Origin of the sequence: Methylobacterium sp. ap11 (assembly GCF_900110515.1) — a bacterium.
GTDB lineage: Bacteria > Pseudomonadota > Alphaproteobacteria > Rhizobiales > Beijerinckiaceae > Methylobacterium > Methylobacterium ajmalii.
Genome location: NZ_FOEB01000007.1, coordinates 90,709 through 107,031, shown reverse-complemented (window position 1 = coordinate 107,031; position 16,323 = coordinate 90,709). Strand labels below are relative to the sequence as shown.

Annotated in this window: 13 protein-coding genes; 9 read left to right on the top strand and 4 right to left on the bottom strand. The window is 67.8% G+C overall.

The window, feature by feature from the left end; all coding sequences use genetic code 11:
* Positions 1-12 precede the first annotated feature (12 nt).
* From BMX97_RS32840 to BMX97_RS12445, 3 genes are all read left to right on the top strand, one after another.
* A complete protein-coding gene (locus BMX97_RS32840; protein WP_177202200.1) occupies positions 13-171 on the top strand; it encodes a hypothetical protein in 159 nt (52 codons plus the stop codon).
* A 305-nt stretch (positions 172-476) separates the two neighbouring features.
* Complete coding sequence (locus BMX97_RS12450) at positions 477-746, top strand: hypothetical protein (protein ID WP_244538398.1); 270 nt, start codon at positions 477-479, stop codon at positions 744-746.
* Between the two features lie 106 nt (positions 747-852).
* The gene (locus tag BMX97_RS12445; protein ID WP_091750186.1) at positions 853-1,263 is read left to right on the top strand and encodes a hypothetical protein; all 411 of its coding nucleotides are present in this window, start codon (positions 853-855) and stop codon (positions 1,261-1,263) included.
* A 17-nt stretch (positions 1,264-1,280) separates the two neighbouring features.
* Here the strand turns inward: BMX97_RS12445 and BMX97_RS12440 are convergent, their stop codons facing one another.
* Positions 1,281-3,032 carry a sensor histidine kinase gene (locus BMX97_RS12440; protein ID WP_091750184.1) on the bottom strand — a complete coding sequence of 584 codons (1,752 nt, stop codon included), beginning with the start codon at positions 3,030-3,032 and terminating at the stop codon, positions 1,281-1,283.
* Positions 3,033-3,197: 165 nt separating this feature from the next.
* A complete protein-coding gene (locus BMX97_RS12435) occupies positions 3,198-5,699 on the bottom strand; it encodes a PAS domain-containing protein (protein ID WP_244538397.1) in 2,502 nt (833 codons plus the stop codon).
* 294 nt (positions 5,700-5,993) lie between these two features.
* On the opposite strand from BMX97_RS12435, the gene BMX97_RS12430 reads away from it, so the two are divergent.
* Positions 5,994-6,239: a (2Fe-2S)-binding protein gene (locus BMX97_RS12430; RefSeq protein WP_060845217.1), complete on the top strand. Its 246-nt coding sequence runs from the start codon at positions 5,994-5,996 to the stop codon at positions 6,237-6,239.
* 33 nt (positions 6,240-6,272) lie between these two features.
* Here the strand turns inward: BMX97_RS12430 and bfr are convergent, their stop codons facing one another.
* Entirely contained in the window at positions 6,273-6,770 is a 498-nt protein-coding gene (bfr, locus tag BMX97_RS12425; RefSeq protein WP_091750181.1) for a bacterioferritin, read from the bottom strand.
* Between the two features lie 139 nt (positions 6,771-6,909).
* Positions 6,910-8,013, bottom strand: coding sequence for a GTP cyclohydrolase II RibA (ribA, locus tag BMX97_RS12420; RefSeq protein WP_244538396.1), 1,104 nt, complete (start codon positions 8,011-8,013; stop codon positions 6,910-6,912).
* A 196-nt stretch (positions 8,014-8,209) separates the two neighbouring features.
* Between ribA and BMX97_RS12415 the strand changes: the two genes are divergently transcribed.
* From BMX97_RS12415 to BMX97_RS12395, 5 genes are all read left to right on the top strand, one after another.
* Positions 8,210-8,752 carry a cytochrome b gene (locus BMX97_RS12415; protein WP_091750178.1) on the top strand — a complete coding sequence of 181 codons (543 nt, stop codon included), beginning with the start codon at positions 8,210-8,212 and terminating at the stop codon, positions 8,750-8,752.
* Between the two features lie 582 nt (positions 8,753-9,334).
* Positions 9,335-10,777: a mannose-1-phosphate guanylyltransferase/mannose-6-phosphate isomerase gene (locus BMX97_RS12410; protein WP_091750175.1), complete on the top strand. Its 1,443-nt coding sequence runs from the start codon at positions 9,335-9,337 to the stop codon at positions 10,775-10,777.
* Between the two features lie 276 nt (positions 10,778-11,053).
* Positions 11,054-13,990: a glycosyltransferase gene (locus tag BMX97_RS12405; protein WP_177202199.1), complete on the top strand. Its 2,937-nt coding sequence runs from the start codon at positions 11,054-11,056 to the stop codon at positions 13,988-13,990.
* Positions 13,991-14,780: 790 nt separating this feature from the next.
* Positions 14,781-15,464, top strand: a complete 684-nt coding sequence (locus tag BMX97_RS12400; protein WP_091750169.1) for an IS110 family transposase — start codon at positions 14,781-14,783, stop codon at positions 15,462-15,464.
* A gap of 91 nt (positions 15,465-15,555) precedes the next feature.
* Positions 15,556-16,305, top strand: coding sequence for a YdcF family protein (locus BMX97_RS12395; RefSeq protein WP_091750166.1), 750 nt, complete (start codon positions 15,556-15,558; stop codon positions 16,303-16,305).
* Positions 16,306-16,323: the final 18 nt, after the last annotated feature.

Sequence of the window (16,323 nt, the reverse complement as noted above, 5' to 3'; positions counted from 1 at the left end):
ACTGATTCGGGCATGTACTCACAGCTCCGCCGTTACGGCTGGCGCCCTCTCCAAGCGGTCGGCCACGTCACCCTCGCTCTCGCCCTGCTCGCCTTCGGACTCGCCTGCGCCGGAGCCGACCTCCTCGGCGGATGGGAGCGTGCCGCGCGGCTCCTCTCGGGTCAGGGCTGACTTCGTCCGGGCGCCGCCAGCTCCGCCTGCGCCCGCCCGGGTTGTATCCGCGGACCCTGCTGTTAAGCTTTGCCGTGCCGGCACGCCTCGCGTGACCCGCCGCGGCCCATCGGGCCGCCCCACCCGGCCGCCCTGCCGCCGCCCGCCCCGCGCATCGTCACGGATGCCGCGAGCCCGGGCGTCACCCTCGCTTGCACCGACGCGCGGCTCCTTTGCGGGCCCGCATCCCGTCGGCCGTGCCGCCGGCTCGCCCGCGTCCGCGGCGGCCCGCCGCGCGTCCGGCCCCCAAACCAGGACCCGACGCGATGATCGATCACCGCCGCCGCCTCCTCAGCCGCGCCGCCCTCGCCGAGGAGGGCCGCATCACGCTCCGGCGCGACCCCGACCGGGCCTGGCCCGGCGACCACAGCCGGCTCTGCGCCCTCGCGAACGACGGCGACCTGCTCTTTCTCGGCGAGGAGCCCGGTCCGCTGCCCGGCGGCGCCCGCGCGGCCTGGCGCATCACCGCGCAGGGTCGCGCCTCCCTGGGGGAGAGTCGCGCCGCCCTGGGGGAGAGCTCCTCCGCCCGCCCGTAGCGGCGGCTCCCGGGGCCCGGCGCCGCACCCGTGCTTCACAACCGGCCGCCGCGTCCCCACACTGAGGGGGCGGGGCAGTGGCCCGGGCAGGCCGTCGAGGTGAGCGATGGACTACGTCTGCGACGTTCCCGGTGGGAAGATCTGGTTTCGCATCGAGACCGAGGCGGAGGCGATCCGGGAATCGGCCCTGATGGGCCATGCCGTCGAGAAGCACTTCCGCCAGGCCCAGAGCCGCGCCGAGGCGTCCTACGTGCCGCCGGCCGGCGGGCCCTTCGTCGAGGAGCGGATCGGCCTCAAGGGGCATCTGGTGCGGACGATGCCGCGCTTCTTCACCCTGCGCGACGCCGAGGGCAACGGGCTCGCGACCGCGATGGTGCCGGCGGGCGCCGGCTGCCCGATCGTGGTCGGAATCGGCAACGCCGACCCCTACGTCGCGCACGAGGAGGCGATCCGGGGGCTCGGCACCCATCTCGGCATCCCGCTCGAACGCAGCCGCTGCTATCCCTACGGGCGCTGACCGCGCAGGCCCCGTGCTCACGCGGCCTCCGTGCGCGCCGTCGGCGCGCGGGCGGCGAGCGGCACCGCGATCCGGCAGGACAGGCCCCCTTCCGCGTAGTGGAGCGCGACCTCGCCGGCGAGCTCCCGCTCCAGGCTCGCCCGGATCAGCCGGGTCCCGAAGCCGGTCCGGCTCGGCGGCACCACCACGGGGCCGCCGCTCTCGCGCCAGCGCAGGACGAGCGTCCCGGTGCCCGCCCGCCCCTCCAGCGACCACTCCACCGCCACCTGGCCGGTCTCGGCCGAGAGCGCGCCGTACTTCGCCGCGTTGGTGGCGAGCTCGTGGATCGCCATGCCGAGCGGCAGGGCCACCGCGGGCGTGAGGGAGACCGGCGGTCCCTCCAGCCGGATGCGGTCGGCCCGCCCGCCCGCATAGGGCGCGAGCTCCGCCGACAGGATGCCCGACAGCCCCGCCCCCTCCCAGTGGTTGGCGGTGAGCACGTTGTGGGTCTGGGACATCGCCAGCAGCCGGGCCTCGAAGCTGCCGGTGAAGTCGGCGAGCGAGGCCGCGCTGCGGGCGGTCTGGCGCGCCATCGACTGCACGGTGGCCAGCGTGTTCTTCACCCGATGGTTCAGCTCGTGGATCAGCAGGTCCTGGCGCGCATCCGCGGCCCGGCGCTCCTCCTCCTGGCGTCCGAGCGCCCGCGCGGCGGCCGTGAGCGCGTGGCTGATCGCCTGCGCCTCCCGCACCGCCGAGCCCGGCACGGTCACCGCCTCGCCCCGGCCGAGGGCGGAGGCCGCGATGGCCAGCCGCCGCAGGGGCCGGGCCAGCAGGCCTGCGGCGAACCAGCCGATGCCGGCCGCCACCGTCGCGACGACGAGGCCCCACAGCAGGATCTGCCGGCGCAGGTCGGTCACCGACGCGAAGGCGGTGCCGGCGTCCTGGCGCACCAGCACGGTCCAGCCGAGACCCGGGAAGTCGCGGTAGCCCCGGGTCGGCCGGAACCCGGTGAGGTAGCGCCGGCCGTCCGGCCAGGTCTCCGTCTCGGTGCCCGAGCGCCCGTCCCGGGCGCCGGCGACGCTCGGGAGTTCCGCCGGCAGGCGGGTGCGGCGCAGGCCCTCGGGGCCGAGCAGCACCGTGCCGTCCCGGGCGAGCACCAGGATGGCAAGGTCGCGCGGGGTGCCGGTGGTCTCGCGCAAGGAGGCCTCGGCCGCTCGCGCCCAGGCCCAGTCGAGATGGCCCGAGACCACGCCGACGAGCTGCCCGGCATCGTCCCGCACCGGGGCGGCGATGTCGAGCACCCGGGGCGGGTCGGCCGGGTCGTGGTGCGGGTCGATCGCCGCGAGCAGAACGACGTCGTGGACGTCGCCCACGAAGGGGCTGTGACGCCCGTTGGTGAAGTATTCCCGGTGCCCGACCTCGGCGCCTTCGAGGGCGCCGGTGCTCGTCGCCTGGATCCGGCCGTCGACGCCGACCAGCCCGATGATGGCGTAGTCGGGATAGGTCTCCTGCGCCCGCCACAGCACGCGGCGCTTTCGCGCGAGCGGGGCGGCGGGGTCGCGGATGGTGTCGTTCTCGGCCAGGATCACGATGTCGCGCCAGCGCTCGAACAGGCCGCGGTCGAGCCGGCCTGCCATCATCCCGGCGACGTCGGCGAGCTCGGCCTCGATGCGCGCCTCGAGCCGCTGGCTCGCCACCCGGGACGCCACCAGGGCGAGCACCAGGGTCGCCACCAGGCCCACGATCCCGAGAGCGAGCGCCAGGAAGACACGGAGCGGCGGCTGCGGCACGGGACGATCCGCGAGAGGGGAGGGCGCGAAGGGCGAGGGGCGGGATGCCCTCCGGTTGCGGGCCGACCTTAGCCCAAGGCCAGCGCCCGGAGATAGCCTCGCCGTACCCCGGTTCCCCGGCGCCGCCGCCTTCTTCAACGAGCGTGAGGGGAGCGGGAGCCCGGCTCAGCCCGGCTCGATCATCGCCCGGACCTTGGCGGCGAAGGCGTCGACGGCGAACGGCTTGGTGATCATCCGCATGCCCGGCGCCAGGTGGCCGTTGCCGAAGGCGGCGTTCTCGGCGTAGCCGGTGATGAACAGCACCCGCAGCTGGGGACGCGCCGCCAGCGCCTCGTCGACCATCCGGCGCCCGTTGAGGCCCGGCAGCCCGACATCGGTGACGACGAGGTCGATCCGACCGGGCGCCTCGAGGATGCGCAGGCCGGTCTGCCCGTCGGGCGCCTCGATCACCCGGTAGCCGAGCTCGGTCAGGGTCTCGCCGACCAGCGCCCGGACGGTCGCGTCGTCCTCCACCACCAGTACCGTCTCGCCATGCTCGGCCCGCGGAACCGGCAGGCCCGCGGTCGGCGCGGGCTCGTCCGCGATCCGGCCGAGATGGCGGGGCAGGTAGAGCTTGACCGTCGTGCCCTGGCCGAGTTCCGAGTAGATCCGGACGTGCCCGTCGGACTGCTTGGCAAAGCCGTAGATCATCGACAGGCCGAGGCCCGTGCCCTCGCCGATCGGCTTCGTGGTGAAGAACGGGTCGAAGGCCCGGGCGATCACGTCGGGCGGCATGCCGGCGCCGGTGTCGGTCACGCTCACGCAGACGTACTGGCCCGCCCGCACCCCGATCTCGCTCGCCACGTAGGCATCGTCGAGATGGGCGTTGGCGGTCTCGATGGTGAGCCGCCCGCCCTCCGGCATCGCGTCGCGGGCGTTGATGCAGAGGTTCAGGATCGCGTTCTCGAGCTGGTTGGGGTCGCACAGCGTCAGCCACAGGCCGCCGGCCACCACCACCTCGAGCCGGACCCGCTCGCCCAGCGTCCGGCGGACCAGGTCGTCCATCGAGCTCACCAGCCGGTTGGCGTCGACCGCCCGTGCCTCGAGCGGCTGGCGCCGCGCGAAGGCGAGCAGCCGGTGGGTGAGCGCCGCGGCGCGCTGGGCCGAGGCCATCGCGAGGCCGGCGTACCGGGTCAGGTTCTGCGTCCGGCCCTCGTTGATGCGGGTCTGCATCAGGTCGAGCGAGCCGACGATGCCGGTGAGCAGGTTGTTGAAGTCGTGGGCGATGCCGCCGGTCAGCTGGCCCACCGCCTCCATCTTCTGCGATTGGCGCAGGGCCTCCTCGATCCGGGTGCGCTCCTCGATCTCCGCGGTCAGCCGGGCATTGGCCTCGGCGAGCGCCGCCGTGCGCTCGGCCACCTCGGCCTCCAGCGCCCCGCGGCGCTGGCTCAAGGTCTCGCGGGCCCGGACCTGGTCGTCGATGTCGGTGCAGGTCCCGAACCAGCGCTCGATCGCCCCGGTGGCGGGGTCGCGGATCGGCATCGCCCGGCCGAGCACCCAGCGATAGACCCCGTCGTGCCGGCGCAGGCGGTACTCGATCTCGTAGGGCTCGCCGGTGGCGAGCGAGCGGCGCCAGCGCCGCCAGGCCTCCGGCTGCTCGGCGGGGTGGAAGATCGCGTTCCAGCCCTCGCCGTCGGTCGATCCCTCCGGCATGCCGGTGAACTCGTACCAGCGCGGGTTGTAGTAGTCGTGGTAGCCGTCCGGCAGCGTCGACCACACCATCTGGGGCATCGACTCGGCGATGGCCCGGAACTTCAGGGCGCTGTCGGCGAGTGCGGCCCGGGCCTCCTTCTCGGCGGTGATGTCGACGCCGAGCAGCTGCAGGTCGGCGATCCCGCCGTCGGATCCGCGGCGCGGCACGTAGCGCACCAGGGCGTGGCGCCCGTCGGCGCCGGGATGGGGGGCCTCGAACGACACCGTCTCGCCCGCCAGGGCCCGGGCGAGGAAGGGCCGGCGCGCCGCGTAGGCCGCCTCGCCCAGGATCTCGCGCAGGGAACGCCCGACGGTCTCGGCCGGCGCCCGCCCGAACCACCGCGAGAAGTTGCCGTTGGCGAAGCGGCAGATCTCGTCGCGGTCGAGGGCGGCGATCAGCGCGGGGGCGGCCTCGGTGATGCTGCGCAGGTCGTCCCGGTCGGCCCGCGCCGCGGCGAGGTCCGCGAGGAGGCCGATCTCCCGCGCCGCCTGCCGGCCGAGGGCGACGAGGGCCGCCGCCGCCTCGACCGACAGCCCGCCGGGCCGCGCCGCGGTATCGAGCACGCACAGGGCGCCGAGCGGCCGGCCGTCCCCGCCGGCGAGGACGAGGCCGGCCAGGAAGCGCAGGGCCGGCGAACCGGCCACCGCCGACAGCCCGGCGGTGCGCGGGTCCCGCGTCAGGTCGGCGACGACGATCGGCTCGGCACCCGCGAGACGGCCGAGGATCGCCGCCTCGTCCGGGGCCAGGCCGGGCGGCAGCGGGCCGCAAGCCGGCACCCCGGGCCGCAGGACCATCGCGTAGGCGGTGCCGCAGACCGTGCGGGCGAGGCGGGCGGTGTCGGTCAGATCATGCCCGCCCGAATCGTGCCCGGTGTGGCCGGCCGCGCCCTGCCGGGCGGCCGCTCCCCTCTCTGCGCTGTCGACGTGCCTGCTCATCGTCCGATCGTCGCGGCCCCGCATCCCTTGTCCTGTGCCGACCTTGCGGCATGGCCGATAGACGGGCCGCGCCGCGCAGACAACCGGCGATGGCCGGGTCAGGTTTCCGGTCCGTCAGGGTGTCGCCCGCGCGGGAGCCGCCCTGCGGCGCGATGACCGGCCCGGCCCGGTTGCGGAATCGGGCGCCGCGCGGTAACTTGTTGATTATGTTGTAGTTTTCAAAAGTTCTAATCTGAGAGCGGTTGGCGGGAGCAGTTCCCTCGGCGCTCCACGGATCGGGTGCCCCGTCACAGCATGATCGTCTGTTCCTGCAACGTGCTCTCCGATGGCCAGGTGCGTGCCTGCCTCAATCCCGGCCCCGGCTGCCCGCGCACGCCGGCGCAGGTCTATGCCTGCCTCGGCTGCAGCCCGAAATGCGGCCGCTGCGCCCGCACCATCCGGGGCATCCTCGACCGGGCGCTGGCCGACACCCATGCGGCCTGCACCACCACCTGCGGGGCGGCCTGCACCCTGAAGGAACTGGAGGAGGCCGCCGCCTGACGGCGGCCCCCCTCTATTGCTGTCAGGCGAGGATCACTCGACCTCGGGCTCGATCTTCTCGAGGCCGCCGATGTGGCGCTGGGCGTAGAGCGGCAGGCCGACCTGGCGGATCAGCTCGAGCTGGGTCTCGAGGAAGTCGATGTGGCCTTCCTCATCGGCGGCCAGGTCCTCGAAGAGCTGCTTCGACACCCGGTCGTTGATCGAGTCGCAGTACTTCGCGGCCTCGAGATAGAGGCTGCGGGCCTCAACCTCGGCGGCGAGGTCGCAATCGATGATCTCCTGCACGTTCTGGCCGATCCGCAGCGGGTCGAGCTCCTGCAGGTTCGGGAAGCCCTCGAGGAACAGGATCCGGTCGACGAACCGGTCGGCGTGGTTCATCTCCTCGATCGACTCCTTGCGCCAGAATTTGGCGAGGTCGATGTAGCCCCAGTCGTTCAGCATCCGGAAGTGGAGCCAGTACTGGCTCACCGCAGTCAGCTCGCTGCGCAGGCCGCGGTTGAGGTACTCGACGACCTTGGCGTCACCCTTCATCGTTCGATCTCCCGTATCGATCGTCCGTCGGGGCCGGCGATGCCGGCCCATCCGGTGCCTTAGCTATCAGCGAACGTGACGCAGGGCCACCGCGGCCAGGTCCTTACACCGCTTTTGGTCCGTGCCGCGATCCCGATGCTCACGCCTCGCTGCACGCGAAGGCGTCGAGGTCGAGGGCGTGGCCGGCCCGGTCGCGCTTGGCCGTCAGGTAGCGGATGTTCTCGGGCGTGATCCGGCCGAGCGCCCGCTGGGTCTCGACCACCGTCAGGCCGGCGGCCTCCAGGCTCGCGGCCTTCTCGGGGTTGTTGCTGACGAGGCGGACCCGGGTCACGCCGAGCGCCGTCAGCATCGCCGCCGCGAAATCGAACCGGCGCTGGTCGAGGCCGAAGCCGAGCGCCTCGTCGGCCTCGTAGGTATCGAGCCCGCGCGCCTGGAGGTCGTAGGCGCGGATCTTGTTGGCGAGCCCGTTCCCGCGTCCCTCCTGATCGAGGTAGAGCACGATGCCGCCGCCGTGCTGCGCCATCCAGCCCGCGGTGCCGCGCAGCTGGTCGCCGCAATCGCACTTGAGCGAGCCGAACAGGTCGCCGGTGAGGCAGGCCGAGTGCAGCCGCACCGCCACCGGCTCGGACAGGTCCGGCCGGCCGATCACCACCGCGACCTGATCGCGAAGACCCTCGCCGCCGCGGAAGACCACGAACTCGCTGTCGGGCGCGCCGGCGAGCGGCACCGGCGCCCGGCTCACCGGCCGCAGGGCCGCCGCCTGCCGGGCGGGATAGCGGGCCACCGCCCCGGCCTCGACCGAGAGCGTGCCGGGAGGCGCGGCCTCCCCCGGCACCACCAGCACCGCCGGCAGCACCTGGGCGAGCGCCATCAGGGCGAGCGCCGCCTCGTCGCCGGGCGAGGCCGGCGCCACCGGCGCGTCGATCCGCCCGTCGAGGCGCAGGGCCAGGGTCTCGATCCGGGCCGGATCGAGCGCCGGCAGGGCGACCGCGCCGGGCTCCGTGCGCTCGGTGACGCCGAGACGGCGCAGGCGCGGCGCCGGCAGGACGAGGCGGGCGCCGGTGCCCATGAGCGGCGTCAGGAGCGCGGTCGTGGTGTCGTCGAGCGCTTCCGCCGACAGGGCGAGAACGGGATCGCGGCCGCGCAGGACCACCGGCCGGCCGGCGCGGATCTCCGCCAGCGCGCGCTCGACATCGATCTGGTCCCGGCCCGCGGCCGGGTCTAGATTGCTGCTGCTCTTCATCGTGACCGACATCATCGACCCTGACAGAGACGGCTCCCGCGCCGTCGTGGCGGGAGGCCGTGCGGTGGACCCGGGACGCACGCCGCCGCGGTTGCACCGCACGGCATGTGGGAAGTCCGGCTCCGCCTTCCTCGGATCCCTCCATCAACCTTTCGCGATTGTCCAGGTTAGCCATACACCCCAGGAGTGAGGCCGCATGACGCTCCGTGCCACCTACGCCCCGTCCCAGAAGGTGCTGCACTGGGCGGTCGCCGTCCTGGTCTTCGCGCTGGTCCCGATGGCGCTCGCCATGGCGAACTGGCCGGACGGCGCGGTGAAGAACGCGCTCTACGAGTGGCACAAGTCGGTCGGGCTCACCGTGCTGGCCCTGGCGCTCGCCCGCCTGCTGGTCCGCGCCGCCCGCGGCGCCCCGCCCCTCGTCGCCGGCCTGCCGGCCTGGCAGCACCAGGCGGCCCGGGCCTCGCATCTCGCGCTCTACGCCCTGATCATGCTGGTGCCGCTGCTCGGCTGGGCCGGCACCTCGGCCTGCTGCGCCCCGGTGATGCTGTACTTCACCCTGCCCCTCACGCTGCCGATCTCCGGCGGCATGCCGGTGGGCGAGGCGATCCTCAAGGTGCATCAGGTCGCGGCCTTCACCCTGGTCGGGCTCGTGGCGCTGCATGTCGGCGCGGCCCTGCACCATCATCTGGTGCGCCGGGACGGGACGCTGCGGCGGATGTGGTTCGGGCGGGAGGGATGACGGCGGGGGCGGGACGCCTTGCCCGTCCGATGGCGCGGAAATGCCGTCGCCGTCCCGCGCGGCGCCTCGTCGGCCCGATATCTGCCGAAGACGCAGCCGTGAAGGCGGACGGAAAACACGCGAGCCGGCCCGGACGCGTCCCGCGCCCGCGCTCTGCCGGACGCCACCGGGGCCGGAATCGCCGTCACGGCCGAACGGCGGGATCGATGCCCGGCCCATCGCCCGGCGGCCCGTGCTCCCCTCCCGCATCGGGACGGCGTACCGGACCGGCGACGCGACGGCCCGCGGCGAGGTTCCGTCATCGGCGTGTCGCTCTTCGCGCGATCATCCGTCACGCGGATGGAGTAGCGCGGGGATCGACCAATCAATCCCAGCACATCGGTCGATCGGTCCGTGTGCAGGCCGGTCCCTGGTGTCCGGGCGTCCGGCGGTGTACACGCTTCGTCGGTATCCCTGGTCGGATCGCTAGACTTCAGTAAGGCGGGAGAATGTATTGTAATAATCCAATCATTCCCAGTCTTTAGCCTTAAGATGCATCACCAGCGCGACCGTCTCGCGTGCTTTTGGAAGAGAAAAGCTGTTATGACGTTCGAAAACGACCGTTTGATCCACCCGGTGATCCTGTGCGGCGGGTCGGGCACGCGGCTGTGGCCGGCTTCCCGCGAGAGTTTTCCCAAGCAGTTCATCCCGCTGGCCGAGCCCGAGCGCTCGTCGTTCCAGGCCGCCGCGGCGCGGCTCGGCGACGCCGCCGTGTTCGCGCGGCCGACGGTCGTTACCGCCAACGACGCCCGCTTCCTCGTCGCCGAGCAACTCGCCCAGGGCGGGATCGAGGCCGACATCCTGCTTGAGCCGTGCCGGCGCGATTCAGGGCCCGCCGTCGCCGTCGCGGCGCTCCACGCCGCCTCCCGCGACCCGCAGGCCCTGGTGCTGATCCTGCCCGCCGACCACGCGGTCGGCGACGACGCGGCCTTCGTGGCCGCCGCCCGCGCAGCGGGGGCCGGCGCGCAGGCCGGGCACATCATGACGCTCGGCATCACCCCGACCGGCCCGTCCACGGCCTACGGCTACATCCAGCCCGGCAACCCCCTGGCGGGGGCGGCGGGCGAGAGCGGCGCCCGCGGCGTCGCACGCTTCCTCGAGAAGCCGGACGCGGCGCGCGCCGCGGCCCTGATCGATGACGGCGCCCTGTGGAACGGCGGCTACTTCCTGTTCCGGGCCGACGTGATGCTGGACGAACTCGAGGCCCACGCCCCGGCGGTGCTGGCCGCGGGCCGGGAGGCGCTCGAGACCGCGACCCGCGACCTCGACTTCCTGCGCCTGGGCGCCGACGCCTTCGCCCGCGCGCCGCAGATCTCGATCGACTACGCCGTGATGGAGCGGACCCGGCGGGCCGGCGTGCTGCCGGTGACCTTCCCGTGGTCGGATATCGGCACCTGGGGCGCCCTCTGGGAGGTCTCGGACAGGGACGCCGACGGCAACGCGCGGCGCGGCCGGGTGGCATTGCGCGACACCCGCAACAGCCTGGTGCATTCCTCCGGCGAGATCCTGACCACGGTGGTCGGCCTCGACGACGTGGTGGTGGTGGCGACCGACGACGCGGTGCTGGTGACGAGCCGCGCGGCCGGCGGCGGGGTCAAAGGCCTCGTCGAGGATCTGCGGCGGACCGGCGAGCCGGAGGCGGACGCCCACCGGCTGATGTACCGGCCCTGGGGCTCCTACCAGCGCATCGACATCGGGGGTCGTTTCCAGGTGAAGCGGATCACCGTGAAGCCGGGCGGGCGACTGTCGCTGCAGCGGCACTATCACCGCGCCGAGCACTGGATCGTGGTGCGCGGCACCGCCGAGGTGACGGTGGACGGCGTGGTCCGGCTCGTGCACGAGAACGAGGCGGCCTACCTGCCGATCGGCTGCGTCCATCGGTTGGCCAATCCGGGCAAGATACCGCTCGAGCTGATCGAGGTGCAGGTCGGCAGCTACACGGGTGAGGACGACATCATCCGCATCGAGGACGTGTATGGCCGCTGACCGCGCGAGGACTGTCTCGACGCGAGGCGGACCGGACATCCTCCGCCGAGGGCTGCGCGGGCTCCTCTCGCCGGGACCTCGGCCGACGTGATGCCTCCAGACCTCGACGCGGGACGAAGGCCATTGTCGCATCCCCGCTCGCCGGGCCTGCCGGCGTCGGATTATCGGCAAGCCTTATCGACACGAGAAGCCCTCGAACTTCGGGAGAAATAGAAGAATGAGCAAATAGTTAAGGCATTCCAACAATACAAACACTAATCGTGGATGGATATAAATATGTACGCGGAAATCGTAAGCAACGGTTGGGATGTTCGTTTCAGGAGTCTGTTCGATCACAGCTGGTATGTTGAGAGATATGGCTCTTTTCTTGGAGGTATCGATACGAATTCTCAGGAAGAGATTTACGACTTTTACGTTGAAAAAGGCTTCAGATTAAATCATAATCCGAACCCAGTATTTGATTGCATTTATTATCGAGCAAATTTTTTGATTTATGATACGGAGGTGTGCGATCTTTATCATTATATGAATAATGTAAAAAAAGGCATTAGAAATTCACCGCATTGGATATATGCAGAGGATGCATATTTGAAATATAATCCGGATATCAAGCACGCTGTGGACCAGCGCGAAATTCATTCTGGATATCTGCATTTTATGTCGGTTCAGGATGTTGAGGTCCGCCGATTTAGCAACTTGTTCAATAGCTATTTTTACGCCAAAAAGCGAGACATATCTCCACAAGTTGCAGTCCGCGACTTCTTGACGGCCGGCATCTACGACGGAATCTCTCCTTCTCCTTTGTTTGATGGTGAGTGGTATCGCTCGCAGATCATGAACGACGAGAGACGGAATAGCTATAGCGGTGGTCCTTACGAGCACTTCTTGAGAGAAGGCCTCGGCAGGGGAGTATCATCCATTCCAGATTTCGACGAAAATTATTATTTGAAAACCTACCCAGATATCGAAAATGCTGTCCGGTCTGGAAACATCAGCTCTGCCTTCTCCCATTTCTTGACTGACGGTATCGATGAGTATAGAAATCCGAATCAATATATGAATTTGAAAATTTATAAGGAATCGAATCCCGATATTGAACGCCTGATCAAGAAAAAATTCTACAATTCCTATTTTGAGCATTTCATTGATGTCGGCTTCAAAGAGGGTCGTAACATTGGTAACGATCTAAGAAGTATTTTTGCCGATTCGGACTCGACAAAGATCGCATTCAGCAAGATCGCCTTCGCCGTCGCAAATAAGGTCGCACGCCGGAAGCCCGTCGAGCTCCCGCTGCTGAACAAGGCCAAAATCTCTATAGTCATACCGGTCTACAATCAAGTCGAAATGACTATACAGTGCATCGAGTCGATCAGGTCGAGTGATTTCAAATCTTATGAAATCGTCGTAGTCGATAACGGCTCCACCGACGACACCGTCAATCTGGAAAAATACTATAAAAACCTAAAATATGTTCGAGCGCAATCGAATGGCGGCTACGTCGGGGGTTGCAATTTGGGGGCTACTCATTCCACCGGAGACATCGTCGTATTTGCCAATAACGATATCGTCGTCCTTCCCGACGCGATTACAAACATCGTTGCATTTTTAGACGACAAGAAGGATGCCGGTGCAATAGGCGGTCAAATCATCAGCACGTCCGGCGTCCTTCAAGAAGCCGGATGCGCAGTTTGGGCCGATGGCTCGACATTCGGATACGGCCGTGGTGACGATCCCAGCAGTTTTCGATATTCTTATCCGAGAAAGGTTGATTTCTGCTCAGGCTGCTTCCTCGCTGTGCGCAGAAGCACCTTGGACAAGGTGGGTTTATTCGACGAGATTTTTAAGCCTGGATATTACGAAGAGACCGACCTGTGCGCTCGTATCTATCAGGCGGGATCGGAGGTCTGGTACGTTCCCGGCGTCCAAGTGATCCACTATGAATATGCGAGCTTCAGCAAGGGCCGGCCTCCTCAAGCCTCTCATGGTATGATCCTGTCTCGAAAACAGATGTTTTGCGACAAGCAGAAGAAATTTCTTTCGGAAAAATCGTTCCCCAGCTTGGCCGGCCGGCATTTGGTCGCCGATCTCAGCTTTTTCGAGAGGCCGACGGTCATTATTGTCGAGGATCTCATTCCTCTGCGCTGGATCGGGTCGGGTTTCAGCAGAACGAACGATGCGATCAAGGCTTTGTCGCTCGACGGTATCAATGTCGTGGTTGTCGTATGCAACAGGGCGTCGCGCTACGAGCATGAAACCCAATCCAGCGATATTCACGGCGCAAAAATCGTTTACGCCGACGAAATGAACTACGATCTGGAGGGTTTTATCGAGTCGATTCCGAATCTGCTCGCGATCCAGGTGTGCCGCGCGCACAATGCCAACAGATTCTCGAAGTCCCTGAAGGCCATCAGCACGCTCCGGAAACGGCCTGTCCTGATTCTCGATACGGAGGCGGTCGCCTGTGTCAGGGAAGAATTCGGGTCGCTGCCTGATAACTACAAAGACAATCTCTACCTCAAGGCTGCAGTCAGACGCGAGTTGGCGGTTGCGGAATACTTCGATAAGGTTGTTTACGTCAATGAATTGGATCGTAACATAGCCGAAATTTCCGGTATAAAAAACAAGAGCCTGATATTGTCCGGTACCGCGGAAGTTGCGGAGGGGATCAAGAGTTTCGAAGAACGGCGAGACTTCCTCTTCATCGGCGCTATGCATGGAGAATGGACGCCTAACTACCAGAGTCTCGAGTGGTTTGTCACCGATGTTCTTCCTCTGATAAGGAAGGCATTGCCAAACGCCGTGTTCAATATTGCTGGATTCTGGCACGAGAAGCTGCCGAAGCCACAGTGGCTCTCCGCGGACGGCGTCCACTACCTCGGAATGGTTCCGGACACGAACGTCCCGATGAACGACCATCGTGTCTTCGTCGTTCCGACGCTGTCCGCAGCCGGTATCCCGCAGAAATGCGTCGAGGCCATCTCACGCGGCATCCCGATGGTCGTGACCGACGTAATTGGAAAGCAAATTGGCGAAGCCGATGGCCAGATGTTCCTGACCGCCGACGATGCCGAGTCGTTCGCGGAGAAATGTATTGAGCTCTACACCGGTGCTGACTTGTGGCGTCGCCTATCGGATGGTTCGTTGAAGTATGCTGCCGGACATTTTTCGTTCGAGGCGTTCTCTCGCAACCTCATCGATGCGGTTCGATCCTGATTAGGAGGGTATGACCGTCGAGTGTGTGAGAGCCTGTTTGACCGATCGACATGCTCTATCCCACGAGCGACCTCATCCTGAGGTGCCGGCGATCGGAGATCGCACGCGATCTCCGATCGACTGACCTCGAAGGAGGGCTCCAGAAGCCTCCGAGATTACTGGATCCCTCCTTCGAATCTCACTGCGTTCGCACCTCAGGATGAGGTGGAGGGTAGGAGAGAAAATCCCCTCGCGATTGTGTCGCCGCACGTCAAACAGGCTCTGATACGAGATCCGGAGGCACTCTTCCGGATCTCGTATCACCAGATGGCTCGGCGCTCGGGCGAAGCCGAAATCTGCATCGCCGAGCAATCGATCGAATGTCATATGAGTTGTTCGCCGGCGTTGCGGCCCCTTGCGGATAAAACATATGTCATGGGGAGCGCGCCATCGGCGGAGAGATCGCTTGGTCCTTGGTGTGCTCAACCCGCGTATCAGTTGGATCCGGACTTCTCTTCAGTTTTCTTGCTTGCGTCACGGGCCGCTCCCCGGGCCAGACCCGGAGCGCGTCATTTCGAGCATCTATCTGAACCGGTTTCGCGCCTACAATTTCGATCACCTATCAGACACCGAAGCGAGTTCTGCTAGAGCATTTTCCGACGAAGTGGATGCCGGTTCGTCAAAGAAAATGCAGCAAAATCAAAAACCTAGAGCGCTTCGCGATTGCAATGCGATCGTGAAGCGCTCTAGGAGTTCGTAGATTCGATCTCGTGTGAGCCGGCGCCGACGGCGCGACGGCGAGGAGATCGTGATGGAGGTTCTCTACCTCCGCTGTGCCGACCTCGATATCTACAAGGAGACCGTCGTCGCAGCCATCCGACTGGCCGAGGGCAGCAAGGTCCCGCATGAGGTGCGCACGTTTGCCACCACCAGGCCCGCCCCGCTCGACCTCTCCGCCTGGCTCGACGGGCATGGCTGCACCCACGTCGCCATGGAGGCCGCCGGCATCTACTGGCGCCCGGTCTGGCGGGTGCTCGACGCCGACACCAACACCCTGATCCTGGCCAACGCCGCCCACGTCGAGAACGTGCCCGGCCGCAAGACCGCCCTGGTGCAGGCGGCCGGGGCCGGGGTGCGCAAGAACGTGAGATACACCGAGGCGCGGTTCCAGCGTCTGCGCGGCCGGCGCGGTCCCGAGAAGGCGATCTGCGCGGTCTCCTCCTCGATGTTGACGGCGATCCACCACATGCTCGTGACCGGCACGGACTGCGCGATCCCGGGCCCGATCACGGCCCCAGGGCTGCCCCCGCCATCCGCGCAAGGGCGTTCGTCCGGCAGATCGAGCGCCACGGATTTACCTGCGAACTCAAGCCCGTCGAGCCGGTTTCTAGTTAGACGGCGGCTCCCGCGACAGCCCGGCGCCAGGAACGGTCGCTATCCTGGCGCCGGTCCCTTCGGTGTGCCCGCTCTTCACAGGGAGACGCCGTCGCGATGAACGAATCGGCCCCCGGCGCGGTTGCCTCCGGGGCGCCGCAATCGGCACTATGCTCGACAGGGGTGAGATGACCTCGCGGATGCAGCGTGGAATGACAACGCGAACCGGCGACGTGGTGGGCTGGTCCTGGTCGGGCGGCGGATCCGAGGGACCGCCCCCGGCCCGGTGGAGCCTGCGCCGCCGCCTCGCCCTCGGGGTCGCGGGTCTCGGCCTCGCCTCCGGCCTCGCCCTCGGCCTCGGCTTCCTCGCCTTCGTGGCCGGCCTCGCCCGGTCCGAGCGGCTGCCGCTCGGCCCCTCCGACGGCATCGTGGCGCTCACCGGCGGGGCCCAGCGCATCGAGGATGCGATGGACCTGCTCGCCGGCGGCTACGGACGGCGCCTCCTGATCACCGGCGTCAACGAGCGCACCAGCCGCGAGGAGATCGCCCGGCTCAACCCGGGCCAGCAGCACCTGATCGCCTGCTGCGTCGACCTCGACTACCGAGCCCGCAACACCATCGGCAACGCCATCGAGATCCGGCGCTGGATGCGCGAGAACGGGTTCCAGAGCGTCGCGGTGGTGACCTCGAACTACCACATGCCCCGCACCCTGGTGGAACTCGACCACGCCCTCGAGGGTGGGCACCGGGTCGTGCCCCACCCCGTCGTCTCGGAGGGGATCGACCCCGACCAGTGGTGGCGCCACCCGGCCTCGGCGCGGCTGCTCGCCTCCGAATACGCGAAGTTCCTGGTCGCCTGGGTCCGCACCCGGTTCGAGACCGACCCCGAGCATTCGAGCGCGGCGGTGCTGGTCAGCCGCGGCCATTCGGTGAAGGTGGTGGCCGAGCCGCTGGTGCGGTGACGCCCGGAACCGTGACGG

Coding starts and splice junctions, on each gene's coding strand:
- BMX97_RS12400 (WP_091750169.1), top strand. CDS start 14,781: ATGGAGGTTCTCTACCTCCGCTGTGCCGACCTCGATATCTACAAGGAG.
- BMX97_RS32840 (WP_177202200.1), top strand. CDS start 13: ATGTACTCACAGCTCCGCCGTTACGGCTGGCGCCCTCTCCAAGCGGTC.
- BMX97_RS12450 (WP_244538398.1), top strand. CDS start 477: ATGATCGATCACCGCCGCCGCCTCCTCAGCCGCGCCGCCCTCGCCGAG.
- BMX97_RS12410 (WP_091750175.1), top strand. CDS start 9,335: ATGACGTTCGAAAACGACCGTTTGATCCACCCGGTGATCCTGTGCGGC.
- BMX97_RS12405 (WP_177202199.1), top strand. CDS start 11,054: ATGTACGCGGAAATCGTAAGCAACGGTTGGGATGTTCGTTTCAGGAGT.
- BMX97_RS12445 (WP_091750186.1), top strand. CDS start 853: ATGGACTACGTCTGCGACGTTCCCGGTGGGAAGATCTGGTTTCGCATC.
- BMX97_RS12395 (WP_091750166.1), top strand. CDS start 15,556: ATGACAACGCGAACCGGCGACGTGGTGGGCTGGTCCTGGTCGGGCGGC.
- BMX97_RS12415 (WP_091750178.1), top strand. CDS start 8,210: ATGACGCTCCGTGCCACCTACGCCCCGTCCCAGAAGGTGCTGCACTGG.
- BMX97_RS12430 (WP_060845217.1), top strand. CDS start 5,994: ATGATCGTCTGTTCCTGCAACGTGCTCTCCGATGGCCAGGTGCGTGCC.
- bfr (WP_091750181.1), bottom strand. CDS start 6,770: ATGAAGGGTGACGCCAAGGTCGTCGAGTACCTCAACCGCGGCCTGCGC.
- ribA (WP_244538396.1), bottom strand. CDS start 8,013: ATGAAGAGCAGCAGCAATCTAGACCCGGCCGCGGGCCGGGACCAGATC.
- BMX97_RS12435 (WP_244538397.1), bottom strand. CDS start 5,699: ATGAGCAGGCACGTCGACAGCGCAGAGAGGGGAGCGGCCGCCCGGCAG.